The following is a 25,298-nucleotide window of genomic DNA, read 5'->3' as shown; positions in this document are numbered from 1 at the left end:
ACGGTTCGGGAGGAACGGACATGACCATCCGAAACCCTGCGGAATGGGGAGCGGCCCATTTCAAATCCTGGTCCCACGGCTTGGCCGAGGCGGGCCACGCCATCGCCCCGCCGGCGCGGGAACGGACGGCCCTGGAGCCCACGGTGCGGCGCATCCGCAGCGATGACCTGCGCGACGCGCTGAGGAAAGGGCTCCATGACTTCATGGCCTGCCGCACCGACGTCCTCTTCATCGCGCTGATCTACCCGCTGGTCGGGCTGCTGCTGGCCGAACTGCTGCTCGACGGGAACGCGCTGCACCTGCTGTTCCCGCTGGCCTCCGGCTTCGTGCTGATCGGCCCCTTCGCCGCGGTCGGCCTCTACGAGATGAGCCGCCGGCGCGAGCGGGGCGACCGAGTGTCCTGGGCGGACGCCTTCGCGGTGGCGCGCTCCCCGGCCTTCGGGGCGATCCTGGCGATGGGGGCGATCCTGACGGCGGTGTTCCTGCTGTGGCTGGTGGCCGCACAGCTCATCTACATGGCGACCCTCGCCCCGCTGGCGCCGGAGGGCTGGAGCGCCTTCACCCACGCCCTGTTCACCACCCGCGCCGGCTGGAGCATGATCGTGCTGGGGGTCGGGGTCGGCTTCCTGTTCGCCGTCCTGGCGCTGGCGATCAGCGTGGTCAGCTTCCCGCTCCTCATGGACCGCCGGGTCGGCGTGGCGACGGCCATCCGCACCTCCGTCCGCGCCACGCTGAGGAATCCCGAACCCATGGCGCTGTGGGGCCTGATCGTGGCGGGCGGGCTGCTGCTCGGCTCGCTGCCCGCCTTCGTCGGGCTGGTGATCGTCATGCCGGTGCTCGGCCACGCCACATGGCACCTTTACCGCCGCCTGATTCCGGAGTGAGGCGGCCGGGCTAGCCGCAGGCCGGCACCTGCAGGGCGGGAAGCCCGTTCCACAGGATGGCGACCAGCGCCCCCGCGGCGGCGAGCGCGGTGAACAGGCGGATGAAGCGGCGCGGGTCCTCGCTGGTCCGCCGGCCCGGAGCGGCGCCCCACAGCGCCGCCGCCAGCACGCCTGCGGCCAGAAGCAGGGCGACCGCCGTGGCGCCGAGGACCAGCACCACCGCGACGGGGTGGCCGTACAGTTCCACCCCGTCCCATTCGCGGGCGCAGATCAGGCCGTTGATGCCGTAGACCGCCGCGAAATGGGCCGCCCAGATCAGGAAGGCCGACACCATCCCGGTGAACGTCGCGGTGAACGCCGTTTTCTCCATGCTTTACCTCACAAATTCCGGCCTCACACCGCCAGACGCGGGAACAGATGCACCAGCAGAAGGGACACGATCCCCTGACCGCAGGTGTAGAGCCACACCAGCATCACGTTGTCGAAGGTGACGCGGCGCTGCGCGTGCAGCCGCCCGGCGACGGAGCGCGCCAGCGTGAAGCCGGTCATCAGGACCAGGATCACGACGTGGAAGACCTGCCAGGAGGCCAGCATGTAGACGATGGCGCCATAGGCGCTTTCCGACGCCACGAGGCCGCTGCCGATGCGGTTGTAGGGCTCGGCCACCGCGGCGGCCAGCATCAGCAGGAGACCGGCGAGCAGCAGTCCCCGCATCGCCCAGGGACGGTTGCCGGCCACGGCGCGGCTCGCCAGCAGCATCGTCCCCGCCGCCACGATCCAGAGCCCCGCCTCGCCGAACAGCCATCCCAGCCCCGGCAGGGCGTCGGTGCCCGCCGGCCAGACGTCCGGGCTGACCGTCCACAGGAAGACGTAGGTGAAGCACAGGCAGGCGAAGGCCGTCCCGTCGACCAGCAGCAGGACCGCCGTCCCCCACCAGGAATGGTTCTCAGATCCCTGGAGATAGACCGGCACCCGCCAGCCGCCGCCGACGTCCTGCGGCGGGTGGTCGGCCCCCTTGTCCAGGCTCCACACCCACCAGAAGACCGAGGCGATGGCCAGCACCCCCGGCACCAGCGACACCCAGTAGAGCTGCACGGCCAGACAGATGAAGTGGGCGGCGGTGAACAGCCCGGCGAGGAAATGGCTCCAGTGCGGGCCGGGCATCGGCATCAGATACTGGGGCCGCGCCTCGATCGGGCTGGTCACGATGGTCTCCCGCCGGCGGGTCGGGGCGCCGGGCAGGTAATGGGCGCCCTCCTGCACCTCGCGCGACAGGTTGGGGTTGTCCCACAGCGGGTAGAGCGAGCGAACGTGCGGGATGCTGCGCGTCGCGTAGTCGTCGTTCGGAATCCACTCCAGCGTTCCCGCCTTCCACGGATTCTCCGGCGCCGGGCGCCCCCGGCCGAAGGCGTCGCGCGCCATGTCGATCAGCACCAGCAGGACGCCGAAGGCCATCACGAAGGCCCCGACGGTCGAGACCATGTTCAGGACGTTCCAGCCGAGATCCCCCGGGTAGGTGTAGACGCGGCGCGGCATGCCCATCAGGCCGCTGACGTGCATGGGGAAGAAGGCGACGTTGAAGCCGATGAACATCATCCAGAAGGCCCAGCGCCCCAGCCGCTCCGACAGCATGGTGCCCTTCAGCGTCGGCCACCAGTGATACAGTCCGGCGAAGACCGGGAAGACCATGCCGCCGATCAGCACATAATGCAGGTGCGCCACCACGAAGTAGCTGTCATGGGCCTGCCAGTCGAAGGGGATGACCGCCACCATCACGCCGGTCAGGCCGCCGGCCACGAAGATGAACAGGAAGCCCAGCAGGAACCACGTCGCCACCGTCCATTGCAGCCGCCCCTTGCCCAGCGTGGCGATCCAGGCGAAGACCTGGATGCCGGCGGGCACCGACACGGCCATGCTGGCGGCGGAGAAGAAGCTCAGGCTCAGCGGTGGGATGCCGGTGGCGAACATGTGGTGCACCCACAGGCCGAAGCTGAAGAAGCCGGTGCCGACCAGCGCCACCACCACCCAGTCGTGGCCGACCAGCGGCCGCTGCGCCAGCGCCGGCACCATCATCGACACCAGCCCCGCCGCCGGCAGGAAGATGATGTAGACCTCCGGATGGCCGAAGAACCAGAACAGGTGCTGCCAGAGCAGCGGGTCGCCGCCCCGCTCCGCGATGAAGAAGGGCCAGTCGAAGGCGCGCTCGATCTCCAGCAGCGCGGTCGCGATGATCACCGCCGGGAAGGCGAAGACGATCATGCCGGCCATGACCAGCATCGACCAGCAATAGACCGGGATCTTGTCCAGCGTCATGCCGGGCGGCCGGGTGCGCAGGATGCCGACGATGATCTCGATGGCCCCGGCGATGGCCGAGATCTCGATGAAGCCGATCCCGAGCAGCCAGAAATCGGCGTTGATGCCGGGCGAGAACTTCATGCTGGTCAGCGGCGGGTACATGAACCAGCCGCCGTCCGGCGCCACCTCGAAGATCAGCGAGCAGAAGAAGGCCAGACCGCCGAACAGATAGGCCCAGAAGGCGAAGGCCGACAGGCGCGGAAAGGGCAGGTCGCGCGCCGCCAGCATGGAGGGCAGCAGGAAGACACCGATGGCTTCGACGATCGGCACGGCGAACAGGAACATCATGCCCGTGCCGTGCACGGTGAAGAACTGGTTGTAGAGGCTGTGCCCCAGCACGTCGTTTTCCGGCACGGCGAGCTGCGTCCGCATGACCAGCGCCAGCGTGCCCGAGATGACGAAGAACAGCAGCGCCGTGCCGATGTACATCACCCCGATGATGTTGTTGTTCACCTCCTTCAGCAGACCGAGGCCGGAGGTCGGTTTCCAGGCGCGCTTCAGCGCCTCCAGCTCCTCTTTCGGGCGCGGCAGGCGGTTGGGCAGGGCGGCATCGTCGAGCGGTGGGGTCATTTCAGGCTCTCCAGCCAGACGGCGATGGCGTGCAGATCGTCGCCGCCCAGGATCGGGAAGGACGGCATGCGGTTCTCCGGCTTGATGTGTTGCGCCCCGGCGATCCAGCCGGCCAGCGCCTCGGGCGTGTTGGGCAGAGTTCCGGCGGCCAGCGCGCCGCGCCCGCCGACATGGGTCAGGTCCGGCCCCGCCGCCCCGTTGGCCGGCGTCCCGCGCACCGTGTGGCAGGACCCGCAGCCGGCGCGCAGGAAGGCGTTGCGCCCCGCCGCCTGCTGCGGCCCGCCGGGCTCGGCGGCGGGGCGGCGCTCGGTGGCCAGCCACTCCTCGAAGCGGTCGGGAGGCTCCACCACCACGTCGAAGGCCATCAGCGCGTGCTGGGCGCCGCAATATTCGGCGCACTGGCCGCGGTAGGTGCCGGGCCGCTCCCCGACCAGGATCAGCCGGTTCTCGTGGCCGGGAATCATGTCCATCTTGCCGCCCAGGCTGGGCACCCAGAAGCTGTGGATAACGTCCGCCGCGGTCACCACCACCTCCACCGGGCGCCCGGCGGGAATGACGAGGCGGTTGGCGGTGCGCAGGACCTCACCCCCCTCCCCGGCGCCCCCCACCGTCACGTCGGGATAGCGGACCTCCCACCACCACATGTAGCCGGTGACTTCGACGCGCAGCGGCTCCACACCGCCGGTGTCCGACAGCTGCCGGGCCACGGCGAACTCGTAGACCTGAAGCGCGGTCAGCGTGACGATGGGGAAGACGAGGCCGCCGCCGATGATCCAGGCGCGGCTTCCGGGGAAGCGTTCCGGCCGGGCGATGACGGCGTACCCCGCCAGCGCCATGACGAAAAGGAAGATGACCCCGCCCCCGGCGACCAGAATCAGCGTCAGGTCCAGGATGGCCTCGGCGTTGCGCCCGGCGGGATGCAGCGCGGACTGCGGCCCCCGCTCGCAGGCCGCCAAGAGCCCCATTCCGCCGGCCAGGGCCGCTCCCCGCCAGTTCCGTCTGCGTGCCTCGCTGCGGCCAGACCTGCGGTCCATGCACCCCCCTCGCGGCGTTGGCCCGCGGCGGCGGGCATCGTCGTTGCACGGCTAAACTCACGGCAAGGCCACAGGTTCCGCCGGAACTTCGGTCGGCGGGGGAGCATTCACTCGGGGACGGACACTCACAACCGGCGGAGCCTCCCCTCCATGCGCAGAGTTCTGACGATCATCGGGCTGGTTCTGGGCGCCCAAGCGGTGGGGGGCTTCCTGTTCGCCTGGTCGGGGCTCTACAACATCGCCGCCAGCAAGGAGCACTGGCCGCCGGTCACTTGGTTCTTCGGCATGGCGATGCGCAGCTCCATCGAGACGCACGCCGCCTTCGTCGGCGAGCCGCCCAACCTCGACGACCCGGCGCTGATCCGGCGCGGAGCCGGCCATTACGAGGACGGCTGCGCACCCTGCCACGGCGCGCCGGACGTCGGTCGCAACCCGATCTCGCGCCACATGCTGCCCGCCCCGCCCTTCCTGCCGGGCCATGCCGGGGACTGGACGGACAAGCAGCTCTACTGGATCACCTACAACGGCATCAAATACGCGGGTATGCCCGCCTGGCCGGCGCAGGCGCGCGACGACGAGCCCTGGGCGGTGGCCGCCTTCCTGCGCCGGCTGGACGGCATGAGCGCCGAGGAATACCGGCGCCTCGCCTTCGGGGAGACGGCGCCGGACGGCGACCGCTCGGCGCTGGGCGATCTGGCGATGCTGGACGGTTCCACCCGCGAGGTGCTGGACAATTGCGCCCGCTGCCATGGCTATGACGGCGCCGGGGGCGGCCCCGGAGACAGCGCCGCCGCCTTCCCCCGCCTGTCCGGCCAGAACGCCGAGTATCTCTTCCACACGCTGAAGGCCTACGCCGATGGCGGACGGCACAGCGGCATCATGCAGCCGGTGGCCGCCGGACTGGACGAGTCGATTCTCCGCAGCCTCGCCGACCATTATGCGGGTCAGACGGCGCCCTACCCGCCCCCGCCCGCCGACGCCGATCCGGCCCTGCTGGCGCTGGGCGCCCGGCTGGCCGAGTCCGGCGACCGCGACACCGGGGTGCCGGCCTGCTCCGGCTGCCACGGCGAGGACCGCGACCCGCGCTATCCCCGCCTCGACGGGCAGCACGCGAGCTACATCGCCGACCAGCTCCGCCTCTGGCAAAGGGACGCTCACGGCGACACGCCGCTGTCCAGGATCATGGGCGCCGCGGCGCGCAACCTCACCGAGGAGCAGATCCACGCGCTGTCGCTGCACTACGCGCAGAGCCGTCCACGGGAGACGGCCAGCGAGGACGGCCGGCGCTGAACCCCGGCCGTCCATGTCTGCAGCGGTTATTGTACATTCTATGTATGTGATATTGGTATTTTCACAGAATCAATTCACTTTCCTTCTTGACCGAATGCCCACTCGCATTGTAGATAAAAACCCGGACACCCAAGGGGGGTGCCCCGCGGCAATTTGATCGCCAGCTTGCGCCGCGTCACCAAACGCTAAAGCGCCACGATACCGGTCGTGGAACTCTGGAAGGAGTGACCGGAATGACCATGATGACCCTCCCCTCCCCAACCGATCGGACCGGCACCGTGACGGGCCTGTGTTGCCGAATGCGCAACGCCATGTGTCGCCGCTGACCTCAGCGCGCCAAGCCGTCCCGTCCAGCATCCGATCCGTTTGAAACCCGCGCGCCGCAGCGCCGCGGGCCGAGGGAGAACACCGTCATGAGCACCTCCAACGCCTACGCCATCGAGGTTCAGGGCCGGTCCGCCGGCATCGTCGTCGCCGGCCAGGGCGGCTTCACCTTCTTCGTGTCCGACTGGTCCTTCAAGGACCTCGACCGCAAGACCTTCCGCAACGTCGGACAGGCCGAGCGCGCCGCCAAACAGCTGGCGGCCCGGCGCTCCGGCGTGCGGCGGCACTGATCGCGCGCCTGTATTTCACAACGCACCCATCGCCCGACCAAGCCATTCCACACCGCCCATAAAGGACCCGTTCCGTGAAAGCCTTTCTGACGTCCATTGCCGCCGCCGCCCTTCTCACAGTCTCCACCGGCGCCGGCGCCGCGGCCCTGAAGCTCGGCGTGTCTGCCGGCCCCTATGGCGAGATCCTGGAATACACGGCGAAGATCGCCGCCAAGGAGGGGCTGAAGGCGGAGGTGATCGAGTTCACCGATTGGAACATGCCCAACGCCGCGCTCCAGTCCGGCGACATCGACGCCAACAACTTCCAGCACCAGCCCTTCCTCGACAACCAGATCAAGCAGCGCGGCTACGAGATCGTGCCGGTCGCCAAGAGCATCGTCGTGCCCATGGGCATCTACGCGAAGAAGGTCCAATCGCTGGCCGACCTGAAGGAGGGGGCCAGCGTCTCCATCCCCAACGACCCGACCAACGGCGCCCGCGCCCTGTTCCTGCTGGCCAAGGCCGGGGTGATCGGGCTGAAGGACGGGGCGGGCCTCACCACCTCCATCGCCGACATCGCGTCCAACCCGAAGAAGATCAAGCTGGTGGAGCTGGACGCCGCCCAGCTTCCGCGCTCGCTGGACGACGTGGACGCCTCGGTCATCACGCTGAACTACGCGGTCCTGGCCGGGCTGAGCCCGAAGACCGCCCTGGTTCTGGAGGACGACCAGTCGAAATGGCACCTCGTCTGGGCCGTCCGCAAGGACCGCGCCGAGGATCCGGCGATCAAGCGCTTCATCGAGCTGTACCGCTCCGCCGAGGTGCGGGACTTCATCAACACGCGCTTCAACGGCACCATCATCCCGACCTGGTGATCGCCGTTCCTCCATCCCCTCTCCCGCCCCGGGAGAGGGTGGCCCGAAGGGCCGGGTGAGGGTACCGGCAAGGATCAAGGCGCTGATCCTGCCGGCACCCTCACCCTTCCCACGCTGACGCGCGTGACCATTCCCTCTCCCGGGGCGGGAGAGGGGTGTCAACGGGCAAAAATTTCGACTTTTCAGGAAGCTCCGTCATGACCGGCCCGTTCAGCCGCACCGCCTCGATCTTCGACCGCGGTCTCGCCCCCGACCCTGCGAACCACGTCCCGCTCAGCCCCCTCAGCTTCCTGAAGCGCGCGGCGAAGGTCTATCCGGACAAGCCGGCTATCGTCCACGGCCGCCGGACCATCACCTACGCGCAGTTCCACGACCGGGTGCGGCGCTTCGCCGGGGCGCTGCAGCGGGCCGGGGTGGGGCGCGGCGACACGGTGTCGGTGCTGGCGCCCAACGTCCCGGCGCTGCTGGAGGCCCATTACGCGGTGCCGCTGGCCGGCGCGGTGCTGAACGCGCTGAACACGCGGCTGGACGCCGCGGCCATCGCCTTCATCCTGGACCACAGCGAAACGAAGCTCCTGATCGTAGACCGCGAGCTGTCTCCGGTCGCCAAGGCGGCGCTCGCCCGGACGGAGCGCCCCGTCACGCTGGTGGAGATCGCCGACGAGCAGGTGCCCGACGCCCCGTCGCTGGGTGCCGTGGAGTATGAGGACTTCCTCGCCGCCGCCGACCCGGCCCCCTGGCGCGGGCCGGACGACGAATGGCAGGCCATCGCGCTCAACTACACCAGCGGCACCACCGGCAACCCCAAGGGCGTCGTCTACCACCACCGCGGCGCCTATCTGAACGCGCTGGGCAACGCCTTCACCCTGAACGTCCGTCCCGACAGTGTCTTCCTGTGGACGCTGCCGATGTTCCACTGCAACGGCTGGACCTACAGCTGGGCCGTCACCGCCGCGGGCGGCACCCATGTCTGCCTGCGCCGGGTGGAGCCGGCGGCGATCTTCGACGCCATCGCCGAGTTGGGCGTCACCCATCTGTGCGGCGCGCCGATCGTGCTGAACATGCTGATCCACGCCCCGGCGTCGGTGCGGCGGCCAGCCCCCCGCCCTGTCGTCGTGGGAACCGGCGGCGCCGCCCCGCCCTCCGCGGTCCTTGCCGGCATGGCGGCGCTGGGCTTCGAGGTGGTGCACATGTACGGGCTGACCGAATGCTACGGCCCGGCCACCGTCTGCGCCCCGCAGGACGGCTGGGGGGCTCTTGACGCCGACGGGCTGGCGCTGCAGTTCGCGCGGCAGGGGGTGAACCATGTCGCGGTGGAGGACGCCACCGTGCTCGACCGCGAGAGCGGCCGGCCGGTTCCCGCCGACGCCCAGACCATCGGCGAGATCGCGCTGCGCGGCAACACGGTGATGAAGGGCTATCTGAAGAACCCGGCGGCGACGAGGGAGGCGCTGAAGGACGGCTGGTTCCGCACCGGGGATCTGGGCGTGCTGCACCCCGACGGCTATATCGAGGTGAAGGACCGCAGCAAGGACATCATCATATCCGGCGGCGAGAACATCTCGTCCCTGGAGGTGGAGGAAGCGTTGTACCGGCATCCCGCCGTTCTGGAGGCCGCCGTGGTCGCCCGCCCCGACGACCGTTGGGGGGAGAGCCCCTGCGCCTTCGTGACGGTGAAGCCCGGCGCGGCGCGCCCCTCTGAGTCCGACATAATTCAATGGTGCCGCGACCGCATTGCGCACTACAAGGTGCCGCGCACCGTCGTGTTCAGCGACCTGCCGAAGACATCGACCGGTAAAATCCAGAAGACCGTCCTGCGCGACGCGGCCCGCGGTCTGGGCGCACGTCGGGAGGCCAAGAGCGTATGATAACCTTCGAACAGCTTCAGAAAACCTATCCGTCCCGCGGCACCGGCCAGCCGGTCCAGGCGCTCGCCGACATCGACCTGACCATCGGGCGCGGCGAGATCTACGGCATCATCGGCCGCTCGGGCGCCGGCAAATCCACGCTGCTGCGCACCGTGAACCTGCTGGAGAAGCCGACCTCCGGCCGCGTTCTGGTCGACGGGGTGGACGTCACCGCCCTGTCGCCGCGCGAACTGCGCGAGGCCCGGCACAGCATCGGCATGATCTTCCAGCACTTCAACCTGCTGTCCTCGCGCACGGTGTTCGACAACGTCGCCCTGCCGCTGGAGCTGGCCGGGGTGGCGAAGGCGCAGATCCGCGAGACGGTGGAGCCGCTGCTCGACCTCGTCGGCCTCACCGACAAGCGCGACCGCTACCCGGCGGAACTGTCGGGCGGGCAGAAGCAGCGCGTCGGCATCGCCCGCGCGCTGGCCAGCAAGCCCAAGGTGCTGCTGTCGGACGAGGCGACCTCCGCGCTGGACCCGGAGACGACGACCCAGATCCTCCACCTGCTGGCCGACATCAACAAGCGGCTGGGGCTGACCATCGTCCTGATCACCCACGAGATCGCCGTCATCAAGGAGATCTGCCACAAGGTGGCGGTGATGGAGAACGGGCGGATCATCGAGCAGGGGCCGGTCTTCGACATCTTCGCGCACCCCAGGCACGAGACGACGAAGACCTTCGTCGACCCGGTGATCAACCGCGGCATCCCGGACTCCTTGCGCGCCCGCCTGTCGGCGACGCCGGTTCCGGGGTCGAACATGGTGCTGCGCATCACCTTCACCGGCGAGCGCGCGACCTCCCCGGTGATCAGCGCGATCAGCCGCAAGCTGAACCTGGACCTGAACATCTGGCACGGCCAGATCGACGAGATCCAGGGCGCGCCCTTCGGAACGCTGGTGGTGGAGGCCATCGGCAACCCGCAGTCCATCGAGGCGGCCATCAGCCTCCTGAACGTCAACAAGCTCGGTGTCGAGGTGCTCGGTCATGCTATCCCCGGAAATCTACGCGCTGCTGTTTAAGGCGCTTCTCGACACGCTCTACATGGTGGCGGTGTCGGGCCTTCTGGGCACGGCGCTGGGCCTTCCGCTGGGCGTGCTCCTGGCCGTCACCGGCCGGGGCGAGCTTCTGCAGAATCTCGCCTTCAACCGGATCGTCGGCGTGCTGGTGAACATGACGCGCTCCACCCCCTTCATCATCCTGGTGGTGGCGATCATCCCCTTCACCCGGCTGATCGCCGGCACCTCCATCGGCACCGCCGCGGCCATCGTGCCGCTGACGGTCGCCGCCGTGCCCTTCATCGCCCGCATCGTCGAGGGCGCCGTGCGCGAGGTGGACCGCGGCCTGATCGAGGCGGCGCAGTCCATGGGCGCCACGCCCTTCCAGATCATCCGCAAGGTCCTGCTGCCGGAGGCGATGCCGGCCATCGCGCTGGGCCTCACCCTGTCGGTGGTCAGCCTGATCGGCTATTCGGCCATGGTGGGTGCGGTCGGCGGCGGGGGGCTGGGCGACCTCGGCATCCGCTACGGCTACCAGCGCTTCCTGCCGGAGGTCATGCTGGCCGTGGTGATCGTGCTGATCGTTCTGGTGCAGATCGTTCAATCGACGGGCGACTGGATCGCCCGCCGCGTCAACAAACGCAACCTGAAGTCCTGAGGAGTTGGAGATGTTCCGTAACCGTGTGCTCGGCGCGGCCTTTGGTCTGGTGGCCGGCATCGCGACCCTGGCGACCGCCGTCGGCGCGTCCGCCGAAGCCCTGAAGATCGGCGTCACCCCCGGCCCGCACGGCCAGATCCTGGAGAAGGTCAAGCCGCTGGCCGCCAAGGAAGGCCTCGACCTGACGGTTCTGGAGTTCTCCGACTACGTCATCCCGAACCAGGCGCTGGCCCAGGGCGACCTGAACGCCAACTCCTTCCAGCACCAGCCCTACCTGGACAACCAGGTGAAGGACCGCGGCTACGAGCTGGTCAGCGTCGCCAAGACGGTGATCTTCCCGATGGGCGTCTACTCGAAGAAGGTGAAGAGCCTGGACGAGCTGCCCGACGGCGCCAAGGTCTCCATCCCCAACGACCCGACCAACGGCGGCCGCGCCCTGCTGCTGCTCCAGGCCAAGGGGCTGCTGAAGGTGAAAGAGAGCGCCGGCCTGAAAGCCTCGCCGCTCGACATCGCCGAGAACCCGAAGAAGCTGCAGATCCTGGAGCTGGACGCCGCCCAGCTTCCGCGCTCGCTGGACGACGTGACCGTGGCGGTCATCAACACCAACTTCGCCATGGAATCCGGCCTGGACCCGAACAAGGACGCCATCGCCCGCGAGGCCAGCGAGAGCCCCTACGCCAACGTCATCGCCGTCCGCAAGGCCGACCAGGACAAGCCGTGGGTCGCCACTCTGGTGAAGGTGTACCAGAGCGACGAGGTGAAGCAGTTCATCCTCGACCGCTTCAAGGGCGCGGTGGTCCCGGCCTGGTAATTGCCGGGCAGGACAGGCTTTTGTGCGTCTCGGGGAAGCCCCGGCCCGGTCGATGGGCCGGGGCTTTCTCATTCAAAATGCTCCTCATCGAGCCCGAAGACTCCGCCTGCGGCAAAAACGCCCGCTCCGGCCATGGCTCCCGGTTGCCCCTTCCGCCCCGACAACTAATATATTAATATATCCGATATCCTTCCGGCCTTCCTCCGGTCCAAGGGGCACCCACGCCATGACGCCTTATGCCGACCTCCGGCGCGAGGATTTCCGCGCCACCATCGACGGCACGCCGACCGACCTGTTCACCCTGCGGAATCACCGGGGCATGGTCGTCCGCATCACCAATTACGGCTGCAAGATCGTCCAGATCCTGGCACCCGACCACGACGGCGCCCTCGGCGACGTGGTGCAGGGCTATGAGACGCTGGAGCAGACGATGGCCGGCCAGCCCTCCATGGGCTCCTTCATCGGGCGCTATTGCGGGCGCATTGGCGGCGGACGCTTCACGCTGGACGGGGTGGAGCACCGCACCGCCGTCAACGCGCCGCCCAACACGCTGCACGGCGGCCAGCGCGGCTCGCGCTTCCGCACCTTCAACGCGCGTCAACTGGACGAAACGAGCCTGGAGTTGACCCACGTCCTCCAGGACGGGGAGGAGGGCTTCCCCGGCACCCTGCCCGTCCGGCTGGTCTATGCGTTGGACGAGGACAACGCCCTGACCATCGCCTGGACCGCCGTGGCGGCGGACAAGGCGACCGTGGCGAACTTCACCGACCACAGCTTCTTCAACCTGTCGGGCGACGCCGGGTCCTCCATCCTCGACCATGTGGCGACGGTCAACGGCGGCCGCTATCTGGCGCTCGACGCCACCGCCGTCCCCACCGGGGAACTCGTAAACGTGACCGGCACACCCCTCGACTTCCGCAGCCCCACCGCCTTCGGCGCGCGGATCGGCGCCGACCACCCGATGCTGGCGCTCGGCAAGGGCTACGATCTGCATTACGCGGTGGACAAGCCGGAGGGCGCGCTGGGGCTGCACGCCCGCGTCGTCCATCCGGGCAGCGGCCGGGTGCTGGAGGTTCTCTCCACCGAACCCGGCGTGCAGGTCTACACCGGCAATTTCCTCGACGGCCAGACGCCGCGCGACTTGGGCAAGGGCGGCACGCTCTACACCCGGCACAGCGCCTTCTGCCTGGAGCCGTCGCACTTTCCCAACGCCGTCAACATCCCGTCCTTCCCCTCCACCGCGCTGGCCCCCGGCCAGTGGTATGCGGGCCGCATCGTCTACCGCTTCGGCATCGCCTGACTTCCGATTCCCATAGGATTCTCCGTCATGCCCCTTCTCTCCCGTGATTCGCTCGCCGCCTTCGTGGCGGGGGGTGGACACGGTGAAGGGCATGATGGACGACGCCACCCTGTCCGCTTACCTCAACACGGTGATGTTCGGCGGGATCGTGCCCTTGCCGGAGGCCGAGCGCCAGGACTACGCCCGCACCATCATGGAGCGCTTCGGCAACCCTTCATCCGGCACGAGCTGATCGCTATTTCGCTGAACTCGGTTCGACTACAAGGGCACGCCGGAGGCGAACGGCACGTGCAGCGGCAGCCGTGACGCCGGTCCCGACCTCATCCGCGACGACGCCGCGGTTCTGACGGCGCTGTCCGGCGCCTGAGCCACCCATGGCGACGACCCGGCGGCGCTGGTGACGCCGTGCTGTCCAACGCCGCCCTGTGGGGCGAGGACTTGACCCGCATCCCCGGTCTGGCCCATCGCTCCGCCGCCCATCTGGCGATGATCGAGGAGCGCGGCATGCGCGGCGCCTTGGAAGCGTTGGTGAGTTGATTTCAACCCTCTCCCCTCTGGGGAGAGGGGAACGTCCCATGCCCGCAACCGCTATATACCTTAGCGTACAACGGCTTGTTGACAGCGTCCATCCAGCGCAGTATCCGAACCGATACAGCGTCGGGCGAGCCACCATTCGGCAACGAACCAAAGGAACCGTGTCCATGCGTTTGAAAGCCCTCGTCCTCGCCTTCGGGCTGCTGGCCCTCCAGACCACCGCGGCGGCGGCCCAGGATCTCCACGCCTATGTCGGTGCCGGCCTCCGCCCGCCGGTGGACGCGCTGATCGAGGACTTCCGCAAGGCGACCGGGATCACCGTGACGGCCGAATATGGCGGGTCTGGCCAGTTGCTCGCCCGCTTCGCCGAGACGAGGACCGGCGACCTGTTCATCCCCGGCACGACCTTCTACACCGACAAGCTGAAGGAGCTGGACGCCGTCGCCGACCTCAAGGTGCTGGTGGTGCACGGCCCGGTTTTGGCGGTGGCGCCGGGCAAGGCCGAGGCGATCCGCAGTTTTGCCGACCTCGCCAAGCCGGGCGTCCGCGTCGGGCTGGGCGACCCGCAGGCGATGGCGCTGGGCCGCACGGCGGAAGACATCCTGGACAGGTCCGGCCAGGGCGAGGCGATCCGCCGCAACGTCACCGTCCGCGCCGCGACCGTGAAGCAGCTCGCCCTCTATGTGCTGGACGGCAACGTGGACGCCGCGATCATCGGCGTGTCGGAGGCCGCGCAGAACCCCGGCAAGCTGTCCGTCATCGCCATCCCATCGGACTGGTACGAGGCCGAATACGCCCCCGTCGCCGTGCTGAAGACCAGCGCCGCGCCGGACGCCGCCAAGCGCTTCGCCGATTTCCTGGCCTCGGACGCCGGCCTCGCCACCTTCCGGCGCTTCGGCTTCCCGCCCGCCCCGAAGATGTGACGGATGGGCTTCGCCGCCCTGCTCGCCCTGCCGCTCGCCGTCGTCGCGCTGACGATCGCGGGCGTGCTGGGCGCCCTGCTGGCCCGCCTGCCCCAGGCGATCTGTGGACCGCCCTCGCCGCGGCGGAGACCCTGTTCGCGCTGTGGCTGTCGGCTTTGACCTCCGCCGCCGCGCTGGGGATCGCGCTGGGTCTCGGCCTGCCCGCGGCCTACCTGATGGCGCGGCGGCGCTTTCCGGGAAAGCTCCTGCTCGACACGCTGCTCGACGTGCCGCTGGTCATGCCGCCGCTGGTCGCCGGGCTGGGGCTGCTGTTCCTGCTCGGGCGGAACGGGCCGTTTCCCGCGCTGGGGATGGAACTGCTCTTTTCCCCAGCCGGCGTGGTGCTGGCCTTGGCCTTCGTGTCCACCGCCGTGGTGGTGCGCACCGCCACGGCGGCCTTCCGATCCGTCGACCGGAGCTACGCCGTCGCGGCGCAGTCGCTGGGCGCCGCCCCCTGGGCGGTGTTCTGGCGGGTGGAGCTGCCGCTGGCCTCCAGGGGCATCGCGGCGGGGGCCGTGCTGGCCTGGGCGCGGGCGCTGGGCGAGTTCGGTGCCACGCTAATGGTCGCCGGAGCCACCCGCATGAAGACCGAGACGCTGCCCATGGCCGTTTTCCTCAACATCGCCACCGGGGAGACGGGCATTGCCGTGGCCTGCGCCGTCCTGCTGCTGGCGGCGGCGCTGCTGATGCTGGTGGCGCTGCGGCGGCTCGGCGCGCGGCGGGACAACCGAGTGCGAAAGGGCCGGCTCAGCCGCGGGTCCGCAGACGGTTGCGGACCCGCTTGAGCGGCTGCTTCAACTCCATCGCGTCGAGCAGCGCCACCGTCGCCTGCCGCAGCGAGGCGGAGGCGCTCTTCATCGCCCGGAGAGAACGGGGTTGGGGGCGGCCGGGTTCGGGTTCCCCAAAGTCCGGCTGGATGGCGCGCACCCGCTCCCTCAGCCGCTCCAGCCACTCCCCCTCCACCGCGTGCTGGCGGGCGTAGTCCAGGATGGAGCGCAGCTCCGCCGCCTGCGGCTCGTTGCGCACGGGGATGCCGGCGATGCGGGTCGGGTCCAGCGGCCCGTCGAAGCAGTCCGGGGCAAGCACACCGGCGGCGGCGAAGTTCATCCGGGTGCGCACGCATTTCTCGCACACGCCGCAGTTCCGGAACTGCTCCGCCCCCTCCCAGCAGACGCGCAGGGAGCGCACCGCCTCCGGATGGGCGGCGACCGCCGCGGCCTTCTCCGTGCGGGAATAGGCGGCCCCGTCATGGACGATGGCGAAGCCGTCGCCGGACAGCAGATGGTCGGCGACGGGCGTGGTGCCATAGGGGATGACCAGCGCGTCGTAGGGCTTGGTGCTGCCGATCAGCCCGAACTCGAATTCCGCGCCGTAGAGGTGCAGGCAAGCCGCCAGCTCCGCCGCGTGGGAATCCTGCCAGTTCTGGAGATGAAGCTCCTTGCTGTTGGTCCGCACCACGCGCAGGTCCAACCCGACCAGCTCGCGGAAGGGCCGGGTGCGCTCGACCAGCCGCTCGAAATCCTCGGGCCGGTCCAGCTCCACGTCGAAGCCGTGCACCATCAGCAGCGCGCCGACATGGTGGCGGCGCTCCGGCGGCAGGAGCAGCCGGTGGCGCAGGATGGTGAAGGTGCTGTCCAGCCCGCCGGAGTAGGCGGCGATGGCCCGGCGCCCCGGCTTGGGCGCGGTGCGGTCGACCACCGTCTCCGGGATGATCTCCACCGTCCGGTAGCGGTCCGGACGCCAGCGCCGCCACACCCCCTGGAGCGTGTCGATGTTGTGCAGCGCCGTGCGGGTCAGCGGCCCGTGCACATGGACGGGGAGCCCCCGCTGCATGGCGTGGAACAGGACGGCCATCACCGTCCCGTCCATCGGCCGGTCCGCCGCGGTCCCGGCCGCGTCCTCGAATTCGTAGACCACGCGCTGCCGGCGGCGGGCCCCATCCTCGGACAGCAGGACGGTGCGGCGGACCAGACCGCCGCTCGCCACCTCCTCGACTCCGATGTGCAGCCCCTTGCCCGCCATGCCCGCCGACGCCCTCTTCAGCCCGTGTTCCGGGATGACAGACGGATGCGGAGCGCAAACGTTCCCGGAGCCCTCAGCGTTTCCAATCGGCGAGCCAGCTGTCGATGTAGTTGGTCAGCTTGCCGTAGGAGTTGTCGCGCACCTGCACCGGCAGTCCCATCATCAGGGCCAGCAGCATCCCGTGCAGGCGGTTGGTGACCACGGCGTTGGCCGCGCCGAAATGGGCCACGGCCTTGCGGACCAGCCGGTCGCGGATGGGATACCAGCCGCGCAGCGGATCGGCGGGCAGCGGCACCGCGTCGTCCAGCCGGATCAGCCGGGCGGCCAGGGCGAAGCCGGCGAAATCCTCCGGCCCGCACAGGTCCTCCCAATCGAAGACCGGCGAGTCCTGGCGCAGCCAATGGCGCCCCGCGCATTCCTGGTCGCGCCGGGCCATCACGAGCAGGGTCGTGTCGTGGGCCGGGCGGACCGGGGTCAGCCGCGTCGGATAGCGCGTCAGGTAATGGGCGAGGTCGGGCACCTGGATCGCCCGCTCCCCCAGAAAGGGCCGCACCAGATCGAGCGACGGCGCGTCGCGCGCCATGAAGACCAGATCGCGGTGGGCCGCCCAGCGCTTCATGTCGTGGCGCAGCCGGTCGTGGTCGCGGTAGTAGACGGTCTGCGGCAGCAGCACGATGCGGCTGGACGGAAAGCTCTCCAGCACCTTCTGCCGGAACGTCTCGTGATGGGGGTAGAGGTCGCCGAAATTGCCCCCGCCGTGCAGTAGGATCGCCGCCTGCCCGTCGCGCTGGCGGCGCAGCAGGCGCCGGGCGTTGCCCAGCGTCACCCGCTCGCGGATCTCCACGCCACCGTCGGCGAACAGCGCCTCCGCCCCCTGGTTGATCAGCAGGTCCCCGACGTTCAGGTGGACCGGGATGTCCGCATAGACGGCCGGTCCACTGCCCAGATGCGGAAGCACCAGGTCCCGCACCCGCAGCGACAGCGCCTCCAGGGCCGCAAGGTCCGGGTCCAGCCAGAGGTCCGCCGCACCGGCGGCACCGCCGGCGGACCCACCACCAGATCCGGCGGCCGCGCGCCCCCCGGCACCGCCGTCATAACACCACGTATCCATGGCCAATGGCCGCCCCCGCAGAAGATTGGTCCCGGAACATTGGTTGCCGCCCCCGGAGATGGAAGAGAAGTGACACGTCCCGGTCCAATGTGAATGGGAGTGATGCGTGAAAGTTCGCTCCCAAAGGAATGCGCCTGAATGCGCCGGTTTCATCCGTCCGAACCGGCGCGGAGCTTTTGCGGTACCCGTTCCGGCGCGGTCGGGCCGCGCCGGAATATTCGTATTCATATGGTTTGTTCGCACACCAATTCGGTCATCATCCCCGTCGCCATGTGCAAAAGGTTGTGGCAGTGCAACGGCCAGCGCCCCGGATTGTCGGCGTCGAAGGCGATGGTGGCGGAACCGTTCATCGGCACCAGCACCGTGTCGCGTACCGCCCCGGCCAGCGCCGTCCCGTTCAGCGCGGTCACCTGGAAGTGCTGGCCGTGCAGATGCATCGGGTGGGCCATCGGACTCTCGTTGACCATGGTGACGCTCACCCGCTGCCCCTTGCGGACGGTCAGCGGCCGGTGTTCGCCGAAGGGACGGTCGTCGATGGTCCAGACATAGGGGGCCATGCCGCCGGACAGCCGGATGGTGAAGGCCGCCTCCACGGGGCGTTGCGACAGGGGGTCGAGCGCCGTCAAGCGCCGCTCCAGCGACAGGTCCACCGGCCCGGCGGCGGCGGCGGCGAGGCCGGCGGTCCTGCCCACCGCGGCGCCGGGCGTGGCGAGGATGATGCCGGTGCGCTGGCGCTCCCCCTCGCGCTGCGCCAGGATGGGGAAGGCGCCGCCCCCGGCGGGCAGCTGGACGAGGATGTCCAGCCGCTGGCCCATGACCATGCCGAAGCGCCGCCCGGTCACCGGCTGGACCGGGTTGCCGTCCGCCGCGACCACCGTCCCGTCGAGGGCGCCGAGGTCAATGTGGAAGGCCGTGGAGGTCGCCCCGTTGATCAGCCGCAGCCGGACCCGCCCGCCGCGCTCCACCCGCACCACCTCCGGGTCGTCGAGCGTGCGGTCGTTGGCGAGGTAGGCGTCGTACTCCACGTCGTTGAGGTCCATGGCGGCCATGGTCATGCCGCCCATCCCCTTCATATTCGAGTGGTCCATCATCGGCATGGCCCCGCCATGCCCGCTGCCATGGCCGCCGTGGCCGATTCCATGCCCGCCACCGTGATTCATGCCACCACCAATCAGCCCGGCGAGCACCTCGGCGGGGTCCTTGAAGGTGAAATCGTGCAGCAGCACGGTGACCTCCTGCGCGTCCGCCCGCCGGTCCTCGGCGGTGCGGACGATCAAGGGGGCCGCCATCAGTCGCTGTTCCTGGAGGCCATGGTGCGAATGCATCCAGTGCGTGCCGGGCCGCGGTTCGAAATCGTAGCCTTGGCTGGCGCCGTCGCGGATCAGCGGCCGGTTCGCGTCGGCCACACCGTCCTGGGCGTAGGGCGGGGTCATGCCGTGCCAATGGATGACGGTGTCCTCCCCCGCCCGGTTCGCCAGATCGACCAGGAAGCGCTGCCCCGGATCGAGGACCAAGCCGGCGGTGCCGTCCGGCTGGCGGATGCCGAAGACCGAGGCGGGCTTGCCCATCACCTCCAGCACGCGCCGCTCGACGGCGAGGCGGAGGGGAGCCGCGGCCCATGCGGGGCGCGCGGCCCCAGGAGTCACGGCGGGAAGGAGGGTGGACAGGCCGCCCAGAGCGGCGACCGATGCCGCGGACGCCAGGAAGCGGCGGCGGGTCTGAAGAATCGTCATGATGCGATGGTCCGTTGTCGGGAAATGCCGGCCCATGGCGCGCGGCGGAGGCGCACCCCGGGCATGGAGTCCGGTCAAACGGCCATGCGCGGTGGCCTGAGGGCCGGCGGCGGGCCGATTCCCTCCGGCAACAGGCCGGTCGGCCGGAAGGGCGCGGACGCGCGGAGCGGCGGCGTGGGGAAAACCGCCGTGGTGGCGATGCCCGACAGCATCATCGGGCAGGCGCCACCGCAGGACAGTCCGTTCTTCCCCGCGCAGGCGTCGCCCGCCGGCGGCGCGTGGTCGGCGTCGCCCACCCAAGCCTCAGCGGCCGGCGTCGGCGCCGAGGATGCGGCATGGCCCTGGCCGTGGGCACCGTCATGGATGTGCGCCTGGCCGGGGGACGGCGCGAACAGCGCCAGCGCGGCCAGCAGGAGCAGTCCCGCCACCAGCCGCCTGATCACCGCCAATCCGACAAGGGGGCATCCACCCCGCGCCATCGCCGTTTCCCGTTCCTGCATCGAACCACACCGCACAGTGTCCACCTTCCAGCGGCAGGAAGGTCAAGCGCTCATTCGCGCCCCGGTCACCGCTCCGATGACCGCCCTGGACAGCCCGGACGCGCCGTGGTATCTCCAGCCCGAACAAAGTGAGTTAGTACTCACTTATGCCATAAGGTTAATCATGGGACGGCTGGACAACTCGGCCCGGCGCGCGGCGATCATCGACGCGGCCCTTCCGCTGTTTGCGCGCAAGGGTTTCGCCGCCACCACCACGAAGGAGATCGCACAGGCCGCCGGCGTGTCGGAAGCGCTGATCTTCAAACACTTCCCCAGCAAGGCCGCCCTGTACGAGGCGATCTTCCGCTCCTGCGTGGACGGGGACGAGGATCTGGCGAAGCTGCTGGCGATGCCGCCCAGCACGGAGACGCTCGCCGCCTATGTCCAGGCGATGGTGAGCTGCTACGTCAGCGAACTGCCCAGCGACCGCGACACCATGCTCCCCCGCTACCGGCTCTATTTCATGAGCCTGCTGGAGGATGGGGAGTTCGCCCACATGGTGCGCCGCTGGATGTCGGAGCACATCGCGCCGCCCTTCGTGGCCTCGCTGCGCGCCGCCAGCGACGCCGGGGACCTCGTCCCCTCGGCCCCGGTGACGGAAAACGCCTTCTGGCTGGCGGAAATGCTGGGCTCGACCCTGGCGACCATTCACCTCCCGCCGACGCCGCTCGTCCCGTCCCTGACCGAGCCGCGGCGCACCATCCGCGACGCGGTCGCCTTCATCCTGCGCGGCCTCGGCCTGCGGGAGGAGGCGGTCGCCCTTTACACGCCATCATTGCATTGCACCCAATCAACAGAACCAGAACCGACCTGTTCGAGAGAGGCTGATCGTGACGAGTGACATCGAACATTCCGCTCACGCGCCGGAGCGGACCACCGCACGCCGTCCGGTCACCCGCGGGCGGCTGGCGTTCCGCATCATCATCATGGCCATCATCCTGGCCGTGCTGTTCGGCGGCCTGTACGCCTTCAACAACTTCCGGAACAAGGCCATCGCCGACTTCTTCGCCGGCAACAAGCCGCCGCCGACCCCCGTCTCGGTCGCCGAGGCGACGGCGCAGTCCGTTCCCAAATACACCACCGCCATCGGCACCCTGACCGCCAGCCGGCAGGTCACCGTGGCGCCGGAGGTGGTCGGGCGCGTGACCCAGATCTTCTTCGAATCGGGCGCCAGCGTGAAGGCCGGCGCGCCGCTGGTGCAGCTCAACGACGCTCCGGACCAGGCCGACCTGCTGGCCTACCGCGCCCAGGCGAAGCTGGCCGAGAACAACCTGCAGCGCGCCCGCAACCTGCTGCGCAACCAGGCCGGCCCGCAGGTCACCGTGGACCAGAACCAGGCCCAGCTCGACGAGGCCAACGCCAACATCAAGAAGACCGAGGCGCTGATCGCCCAGAAGCTGATCCGCGCGCCCTTCGACGGCGAACTGGGCATCCGGCAGGTGAATGTCGGCGAGTATGTCAGCGCCGGCGGCCCCGTCGTCACGCTGACCGACCTCACCAACCTGTTCGTCGACTTCACCCTGCCCGAGCAGGCGCTGAGCCAGATCCGCGTCGGCCAGCCGGTCCTGGTCTCCGCCGACGCCGCGCCCGGCGCCACCTTCGACGCGGTGATCTCGACCATCGAGCCGCAGGTCAGCCCGGACACCCGCGCCATCAAGGTGCGGGCGACGCTGCAGAACCCGGAGCGCAAGCTGCTGCCCGGCATGTTCGCCAACATCCGCGTCGTCCAGCCGCCGGCCGCCAACCGCATCGTCATTCCGGAGACCGCGGTGGACTACACCGTCTACGGCGACAGCGTCTTCGTCGTCGCCGCCCAGAAGGACGCCGAGGGCAAGGACGGCCATGTCGCCAAGCGCGTGCCGGTCAAGACCGGTGACCGCTTCGACGGCAAGGTGGAGATCCTCGACGGGGTGAAGCCCGGCGACCGGGTGGTGTCCTCCGGCCAGCTCAAGCTGAACAACGGCGCCGCCGTGGTGCCGACGGAAGCGAGCGCGCTGGTGCCGCCGCAGACCGTCCCGCGCAACTGAGGACCCGGCCATGTCATTCACCGACATCTTCATCCGGCGGCCGGTCCTGGCGCTGGTGGTCAGCCTGCTGATCCTGCTGGTCGGCGTCCGCTCGCTGACGGACCTGCCGATCCGGCAGTATCCGGAGCTGCAGAACACCGTCATCACCATCACCACCTCCTACCCCGGCGCCTCTCCCGACCTGATGCAGGGCTTCATCACGACGCCCATCGAGCAGGCGGTGGCGACGGCGGAAGGCATCGACTACATCACCTCCTCCTCCACCCAGGGGGTGAGCCTCGTCACCGCCTACATCCGGCTGAACTTCAACCCCAACGTCGCGATGACCGACGTGATGTCGAAGGTGCAGCAGGTCAAATACCAGCTTCCGCGCGAGGCCAACGACCCCGTGATCCTGAAGTCCACGGGCGAGACGACCTCCATCCTCTACATGGGCTTCGCCAGCCCGGAGCTGTCCGGGGCGGCCATCTCCGACTATCTGACGCGCGTCGTGCAGCCGCTGCTGTCCACCGTGTCCGGCGTCGCCGAGGCGCAGATCCTGGGCGGCCAGACCTTCGCCATGCGCGTCTGGCTCGATCCCGACCGGATGGCCGCGCGCAACATCGCCGCCGCCGACGTGCGGGCGGCGATCCAGGCCAACAACTACCAGTCCGCCCCCGGACAGGCGAAGGGCGTCTTCGTCGTCTCCAACATCACCACCAACACCGGCCTGACCGACGTCGAGCAGTTCCGTCAGATGGTGGTGAAGTCCAAGGACGGCGCGCTGGTCCGCATGAAGGACATCGCCGAGATCGAACTGGGCGCGCAAAGCTCCAACGCCAGCGTGTCGATGAACGGCCAGCAGGCCATCTTCATCGGCGTCAACTCCACGCCGACCGGCAACCCGCTGACCATCGTGGAGGACATCCGCAAGCTGGTGCCGGAGCTTGAGCGCAACCTGCCGCCGTCGCTGAAGATGGAGATCGTCTACGACTCCACCCGCTTCATCCAGGCCTCCATCGACGAGGTGCAGAAGACGCTGCTGGAGGCGGTCGGCATCGTCATCGTGGTGATCTTCCTGTTCCTGGGCTCCTTCCGGTCGGTGCTGATCCCCATCGTGACCATCCCGCTGTCCATCGTGGGTGCGGCGACGATCATGCTGGCGATGGGCTTCAGCCTGAACCTGCTGACGCTGCTCGCCATGGTGCTGGCCATCGGCCTCGTGGTGGACGACGCCATCGTGGTGGTGGAGAACGTCCACCGCCACCTGGAGGAGGGAAAGTCGCCCGTCGAATCCGCGCTGGTCGGCGCGCGGGAGATCATCGGGCCGATCATCTCGATGACCATCACGCTGGCCGCGGTCTACGCCCCCATCGGCTTCCTCGGCGGCCTGACCGGCGCGCTGTTCCGCGAGTTCGCCTTCACGCTGGCGGGGGCGGTGATCATCTCCGGCGTGGTGGCGCTGACGCTGTCGCCGATGATGTGCTCGCTCCTGCTGACCCGCGACATGAACGAGGGCCGCTTCGCGCGCTTCGTCGACCGGACCTTCGACAAGCTGTCGGGCTGGTACGGGCGGCGGCTGACCGGCGCGCTGGACTACCGGGCGGCGACCCTGCTGTTCGGCTTCGGCGTCCTGCTGAGCGTCGGCTTCCTCTTCGCCAACACCATGTCGGAGCTGGCGCCGGAGGAGGACCAGGGCATCCTGTTCGGCATCACCAAGGGACCGCAATACGCCAACCTCGACTACATGGACGCCTATGGCCGCCAGATGGACGAGGTGTTCACCCACTATCCGGAGACCGACACCCGCTTCGTGCTGAACGGCATGCCGACCCTGACCCAGGGCTTCGCCGGCATGATCCTGAAGCCGTGGGACGAGCGCACCCGCAGCGCCAAGGAACTGCAGCCGCTGGTCCAGGCCGATCTCGGCAAGGTGTCCGGCACGCAGGTGTTCCTGGTGTCGCCGCCGGCCCTGCCCGGCTCCACCGGCGGCCTGCCGGTGCAGATGGTCATCAACAGCCCTGGCGACTACCAGACCATCTTCAACGCCATGGAGCGCATCAAGACCGCCGCCATGGAAAGCGGCATGTTCATCGTCACCGACAGCGACCTGCAGTTCAACAGCCCGGTCGTCCGGCTGCACGTCGACCGGTCGAAGGCGGCGGACCTCGGCCTGTCCATGCAGTCGATCGGCGACACGCTGGCGGTGCTGGTCGGCGGCAACTACGTCAACCGCTTCAACCTGAACGGCCGCTCCTACGAGGTCATCCCGCAGGTGCCGCGCGACAAGCGCCTGACGCCGGAGACGCTGACCCGCTACTACGTCACGGCGGGCAACGGCGCGCAGATCCCGCTGTCCACCGTCGTCTCCATCGAGATGGCGACGGAGCCGAACGCCCTGACCAAGTACAACCAGCTTCCCTCCGCGACCTTCTCCGCGGTGCCGATGCCGGGCGTGACGATGGGCCAGGCCGTGGAGTTCCTGGAGCGGCAGGCCCGCGAGGTCCTGCCCGCCGGCTTCGGCCACTCCTACCTGTCGGAATCGCGCCAGTACGTGACCGAGGGCAACCAGCTCATGGTCACCTTCGTCTTCGCGCTGGTGGTCATCTATCTGGTGCTGGCGGCGCAGTTCGAATCGCTGCGTGACCCGCTGGTGATCCTGATCTCGGTGCCGATGTCGATCTGCGGGGCGCTGCTTCCGCTGTTCTTCGGCCTGTCCACCATGAACATCTACACGCAGGTGGGCTTGGTGACGCTGATCGGCCTGATCAGCAAGCACGGCATCCTGATGGTGGAGTTCGCCCGTGAGATGCAGATCAACGAGCGGGTGGACCGCCGCACCGCCATCGAGCACGCGGCCCGCGTCCGCCTGCGCCCGATCCTGATGACCACGGCGGCGATGGTGGTGGGCCTCCTGCCGCTGCTGACCGCCGCCGGCGCCGGGGCGGCCAGCCGCTTCTCCATCGGTCTGGTGATCGTGTCGGGCATGCTGATCGGCACGCTGTTCACGCTGTTCGTCCTGCCGGCGGTCTACACCGTGCTGGCCAAGGACCACTACGCGGCGTCGGTCTCCCGCCGCGCGCGGGAGATCGCGGCGGCCTCGCAGTAACCGCCGT

23 protein-coding genes are annotated in these 25,298 nt (G+C 69.1%); 16 read left to right on the top strand and 7 right to left on the bottom strand.

Annotated elements, in window-relative coordinates; translation table 11 throughout:
- Window positions 1-20 precede the first annotated feature (20 nt).
- Entirely contained in the window at window positions 21-884 is an 864-nt protein-coding gene (locus ABVN73_RS25480; protein WP_353861866.1) for a DUF2189 domain-containing protein, read from the top strand.
- Window positions 885-894: 10 nt separating this feature from the next.
- On the opposite strand, the gene ABVN73_RS25475 is transcribed toward ABVN73_RS25480, so the two are convergent.
- From ABVN73_RS25475 to coxB, 3 genes are read right to left on the bottom strand one after another with little or no spacing between them, the layout of a single operon-like run.
- On the bottom strand, window positions 895-1,254 hold the full coding sequence (locus ABVN73_RS25475; protein WP_353861865.1) for a hypothetical protein: 360 nt from the start codon (window positions 1,252-1,254) through the stop codon (window positions 895-897).
- Between the two features lie 23 nt (window positions 1,255-1,277).
- Window positions 1,278-3,809, bottom strand: coding sequence for a cytochrome c oxidase subunit I (gene ctaD / locus ABVN73_RS25470; protein ID WP_353861864.1), 2,532 nt, complete (start codon window positions 3,807-3,809; stop codon window positions 1,278-1,280).
- The gene (gene coxB / locus ABVN73_RS25465; protein WP_353861863.1) at window positions 3,806-4,774 is read right to left on the bottom strand and encodes a cytochrome c oxidase subunit II; all 969 of its coding nucleotides are present in this window, start codon (window positions 4,772-4,774) and stop codon (window positions 3,806-3,808) included. The genes ctaD and coxB overlap by 4 nt, the downstream gene beginning before the upstream one ends.
- 219 nt (window positions 4,775-4,993) lie before the next feature.
- Between coxB and ABVN73_RS25460 the strand changes: the two genes are divergently transcribed.
- The 12 genes from ABVN73_RS25460 to ABVN73_RS25405 all read left to right on the top strand — a co-directional run bounded on the left by ABVN73_RS25460 (window position 4,994) and on the right by ABVN73_RS25405 (window position 15,556).
- Complete coding sequence (locus ABVN73_RS25460) at window positions 4,994-6,133, top strand: c-type cytochrome (RefSeq protein ID WP_353861862.1); 1,140 nt, start codon at window positions 4,994-4,996, stop codon at window positions 6,131-6,133.
- A 413-nt stretch (window positions 6,134-6,546) separates the two neighbouring features.
- Window positions 6,547-6,747 carry a hypothetical protein gene (locus ABVN73_RS25455; RefSeq protein WP_353861861.1) on the top strand — a complete coding sequence of 67 codons (201 nt, stop codon included), beginning with the start codon at window positions 6,547-6,549 and terminating at the stop codon, window positions 6,745-6,747.
- A gap of 74 nt (window positions 6,748-6,821) precedes the next feature.
- Window positions 6,822-7,601, top strand: coding sequence for a MetQ/NlpA family ABC transporter substrate-binding protein (locus ABVN73_RS25450; protein WP_353861860.1), 780 nt, complete (start codon window positions 6,822-6,824; stop codon window positions 7,599-7,601).
- A gap of 197 nt (window positions 7,602-7,798) precedes the next feature.
- Window positions 7,799-9,469 (top strand): acyl-CoA synthetase, encoded by a 1,671-nt coding sequence (locus ABVN73_RS25445; RefSeq protein WP_353861859.1) that lies wholly within the window; start codon window positions 7,799-7,801, stop codon window positions 9,467-9,469.
- Complete coding sequence (locus ABVN73_RS25440; protein ID WP_353861858.1) at window positions 9,466-10,530, top strand: methionine ABC transporter ATP-binding protein; 1,065 nt, start codon at window positions 9,466-9,468, stop codon at window positions 10,528-10,530. The genes ABVN73_RS25445 and ABVN73_RS25440 overlap by 4 nt, the downstream gene beginning before the upstream one ends.
- Window positions 10,496-11,164, top strand: a complete 669-nt coding sequence (locus tag ABVN73_RS25435) for a methionine ABC transporter permease (protein WP_353861857.1) — start codon at window positions 10,496-10,498, stop codon at window positions 11,162-11,164. The genes ABVN73_RS25440 and ABVN73_RS25435 overlap by 35 nt, the downstream gene beginning before the upstream one ends.
- Before the next feature lie 10 nt (window positions 11,165-11,174).
- The gene (locus ABVN73_RS25430) at window positions 11,175-11,975 is read left to right on the top strand and encodes a MetQ/NlpA family ABC transporter substrate-binding protein (protein WP_353861856.1); all 801 of its coding nucleotides are present in this window, start codon (window positions 11,175-11,177) and stop codon (window positions 11,973-11,975) included.
- A 226-nt stretch (window positions 11,976-12,201) separates the two neighbouring features.
- Entirely contained in the window at window positions 12,202-13,275 is a 1,074-nt protein-coding gene (locus ABVN73_RS25425; protein ID WP_353861855.1) for an aldose epimerase family protein, read from the top strand.
- Window positions 13,276-13,348: 73 nt separating this feature from the next.
- Entirely contained in the window at window positions 13,349-13,507 is a 159-nt protein-coding gene (locus ABVN73_RS25420) for a hypothetical protein (RefSeq protein ID WP_353861854.1), read from the top strand.
- A gap of 173 nt (window positions 13,508-13,680) precedes the next feature.
- Window positions 13,681-13,812, top strand: coding sequence for a hypothetical protein (locus ABVN73_RS25415; RefSeq protein WP_353861853.1), 132 nt, complete (start codon window positions 13,681-13,683; stop codon window positions 13,810-13,812).
- Between the two features lie 164 nt (window positions 13,813-13,976).
- Entirely contained in the window at window positions 13,977-14,732 is a 756-nt protein-coding gene (gene modA, locus ABVN73_RS25410) for a molybdate ABC transporter substrate-binding protein (RefSeq protein WP_353861852.1), read from the top strand.
- Between the two features lie 155 nt (window positions 14,733-14,887).
- On the top strand, window positions 14,888-15,556 hold the full coding sequence (locus ABVN73_RS25405) for an ABC transporter permease (RefSeq protein ID WP_353861851.1): 669 nt from the start codon (window positions 14,888-14,890) through the stop codon (window positions 15,554-15,556).
- On the opposite strand, the gene ABVN73_RS25400 is transcribed toward ABVN73_RS25405, so the two are convergent.
- The 4 genes from ABVN73_RS25400 to ABVN73_RS25385 form a co-directional block, all read right to left on the bottom strand.
- Window positions 15,519-16,793, bottom strand: coding sequence for a hypothetical protein (locus ABVN73_RS25400; RefSeq protein WP_353861850.1), 1,275 nt, complete (start codon window positions 16,791-16,793; stop codon window positions 15,519-15,521). The genes ABVN73_RS25405 and ABVN73_RS25400 overlap by 38 nt on opposite strands.
- Before the next feature lie 73 nt (window positions 16,794-16,866).
- Complete coding sequence (locus ABVN73_RS25395) at window positions 16,867-17,904, bottom strand: polysaccharide pyruvyl transferase family protein (RefSeq protein ID WP_353861849.1); 1,038 nt, start codon at window positions 17,902-17,904, stop codon at window positions 16,867-16,869.
- 224 nt (window positions 17,905-18,128) lie between these two features.
- Entirely contained in the window at window positions 18,129-19,637 is a 1,509-nt protein-coding gene (locus ABVN73_RS25390) for a multicopper oxidase domain-containing protein (protein WP_353861848.1), read from the bottom strand.
- A 74-nt stretch (window positions 19,638-19,711) separates the two neighbouring features.
- Window positions 19,712-20,065 (bottom strand): hypothetical protein, encoded by a 354-nt coding sequence (locus ABVN73_RS25385; RefSeq protein ID WP_353861847.1) that lies wholly within the window; start codon window positions 20,063-20,065, stop codon window positions 19,712-19,714.
- A 235-nt stretch (window positions 20,066-20,300) separates the two neighbouring features.
- On the opposite strand from ABVN73_RS25385, the gene ABVN73_RS25380 reads away from it, so the two are divergent.
- From ABVN73_RS25380 to ABVN73_RS25370, 3 genes are read left to right on the top strand one after another with little or no spacing between them, the layout of a single operon-like run.
- Entirely contained in the window at window positions 20,301-21,017 is a 717-nt protein-coding gene (locus tag ABVN73_RS25380) for a helix-turn-helix domain-containing protein (RefSeq protein ID WP_353861846.1), read from the top strand.
- A complete protein-coding gene (locus ABVN73_RS25375) occupies window positions 21,007-22,203 on the top strand; it encodes an efflux RND transporter periplasmic adaptor subunit (RefSeq protein ID WP_353861845.1) in 1,197 nt (398 codons plus the stop codon). Before ABVN73_RS25380 ends, ABVN73_RS25375 begins: the two co-directional genes overlap by 11 nt.
- 10 nt (window positions 22,204-22,213) lie before the next feature.
- The gene (locus ABVN73_RS25370; protein ID WP_353861844.1) at window positions 22,214-25,291 is read left to right on the top strand and encodes a MexW/MexI family multidrug efflux RND transporter permease subunit; all 3,078 of its coding nucleotides are present in this window, start codon (window positions 22,214-22,216) and stop codon (window positions 25,289-25,291) included.
- Window positions 25,292-25,298 lie beyond the last annotated feature (7 nt).

The organism is Azospirillum formosense (assembly GCF_040500525.1).
GTDB classification, from domain to species: Bacteria; Pseudomonadota; Alphaproteobacteria; order Azospirillales; family Azospirillaceae; genus Azospirillum; species Azospirillum formosense_A.
The sequence above is the reverse complement of the archived record's forward strand: the minus strand, read 5'-3'. Positions and strand labels throughout refer to the sequence as shown.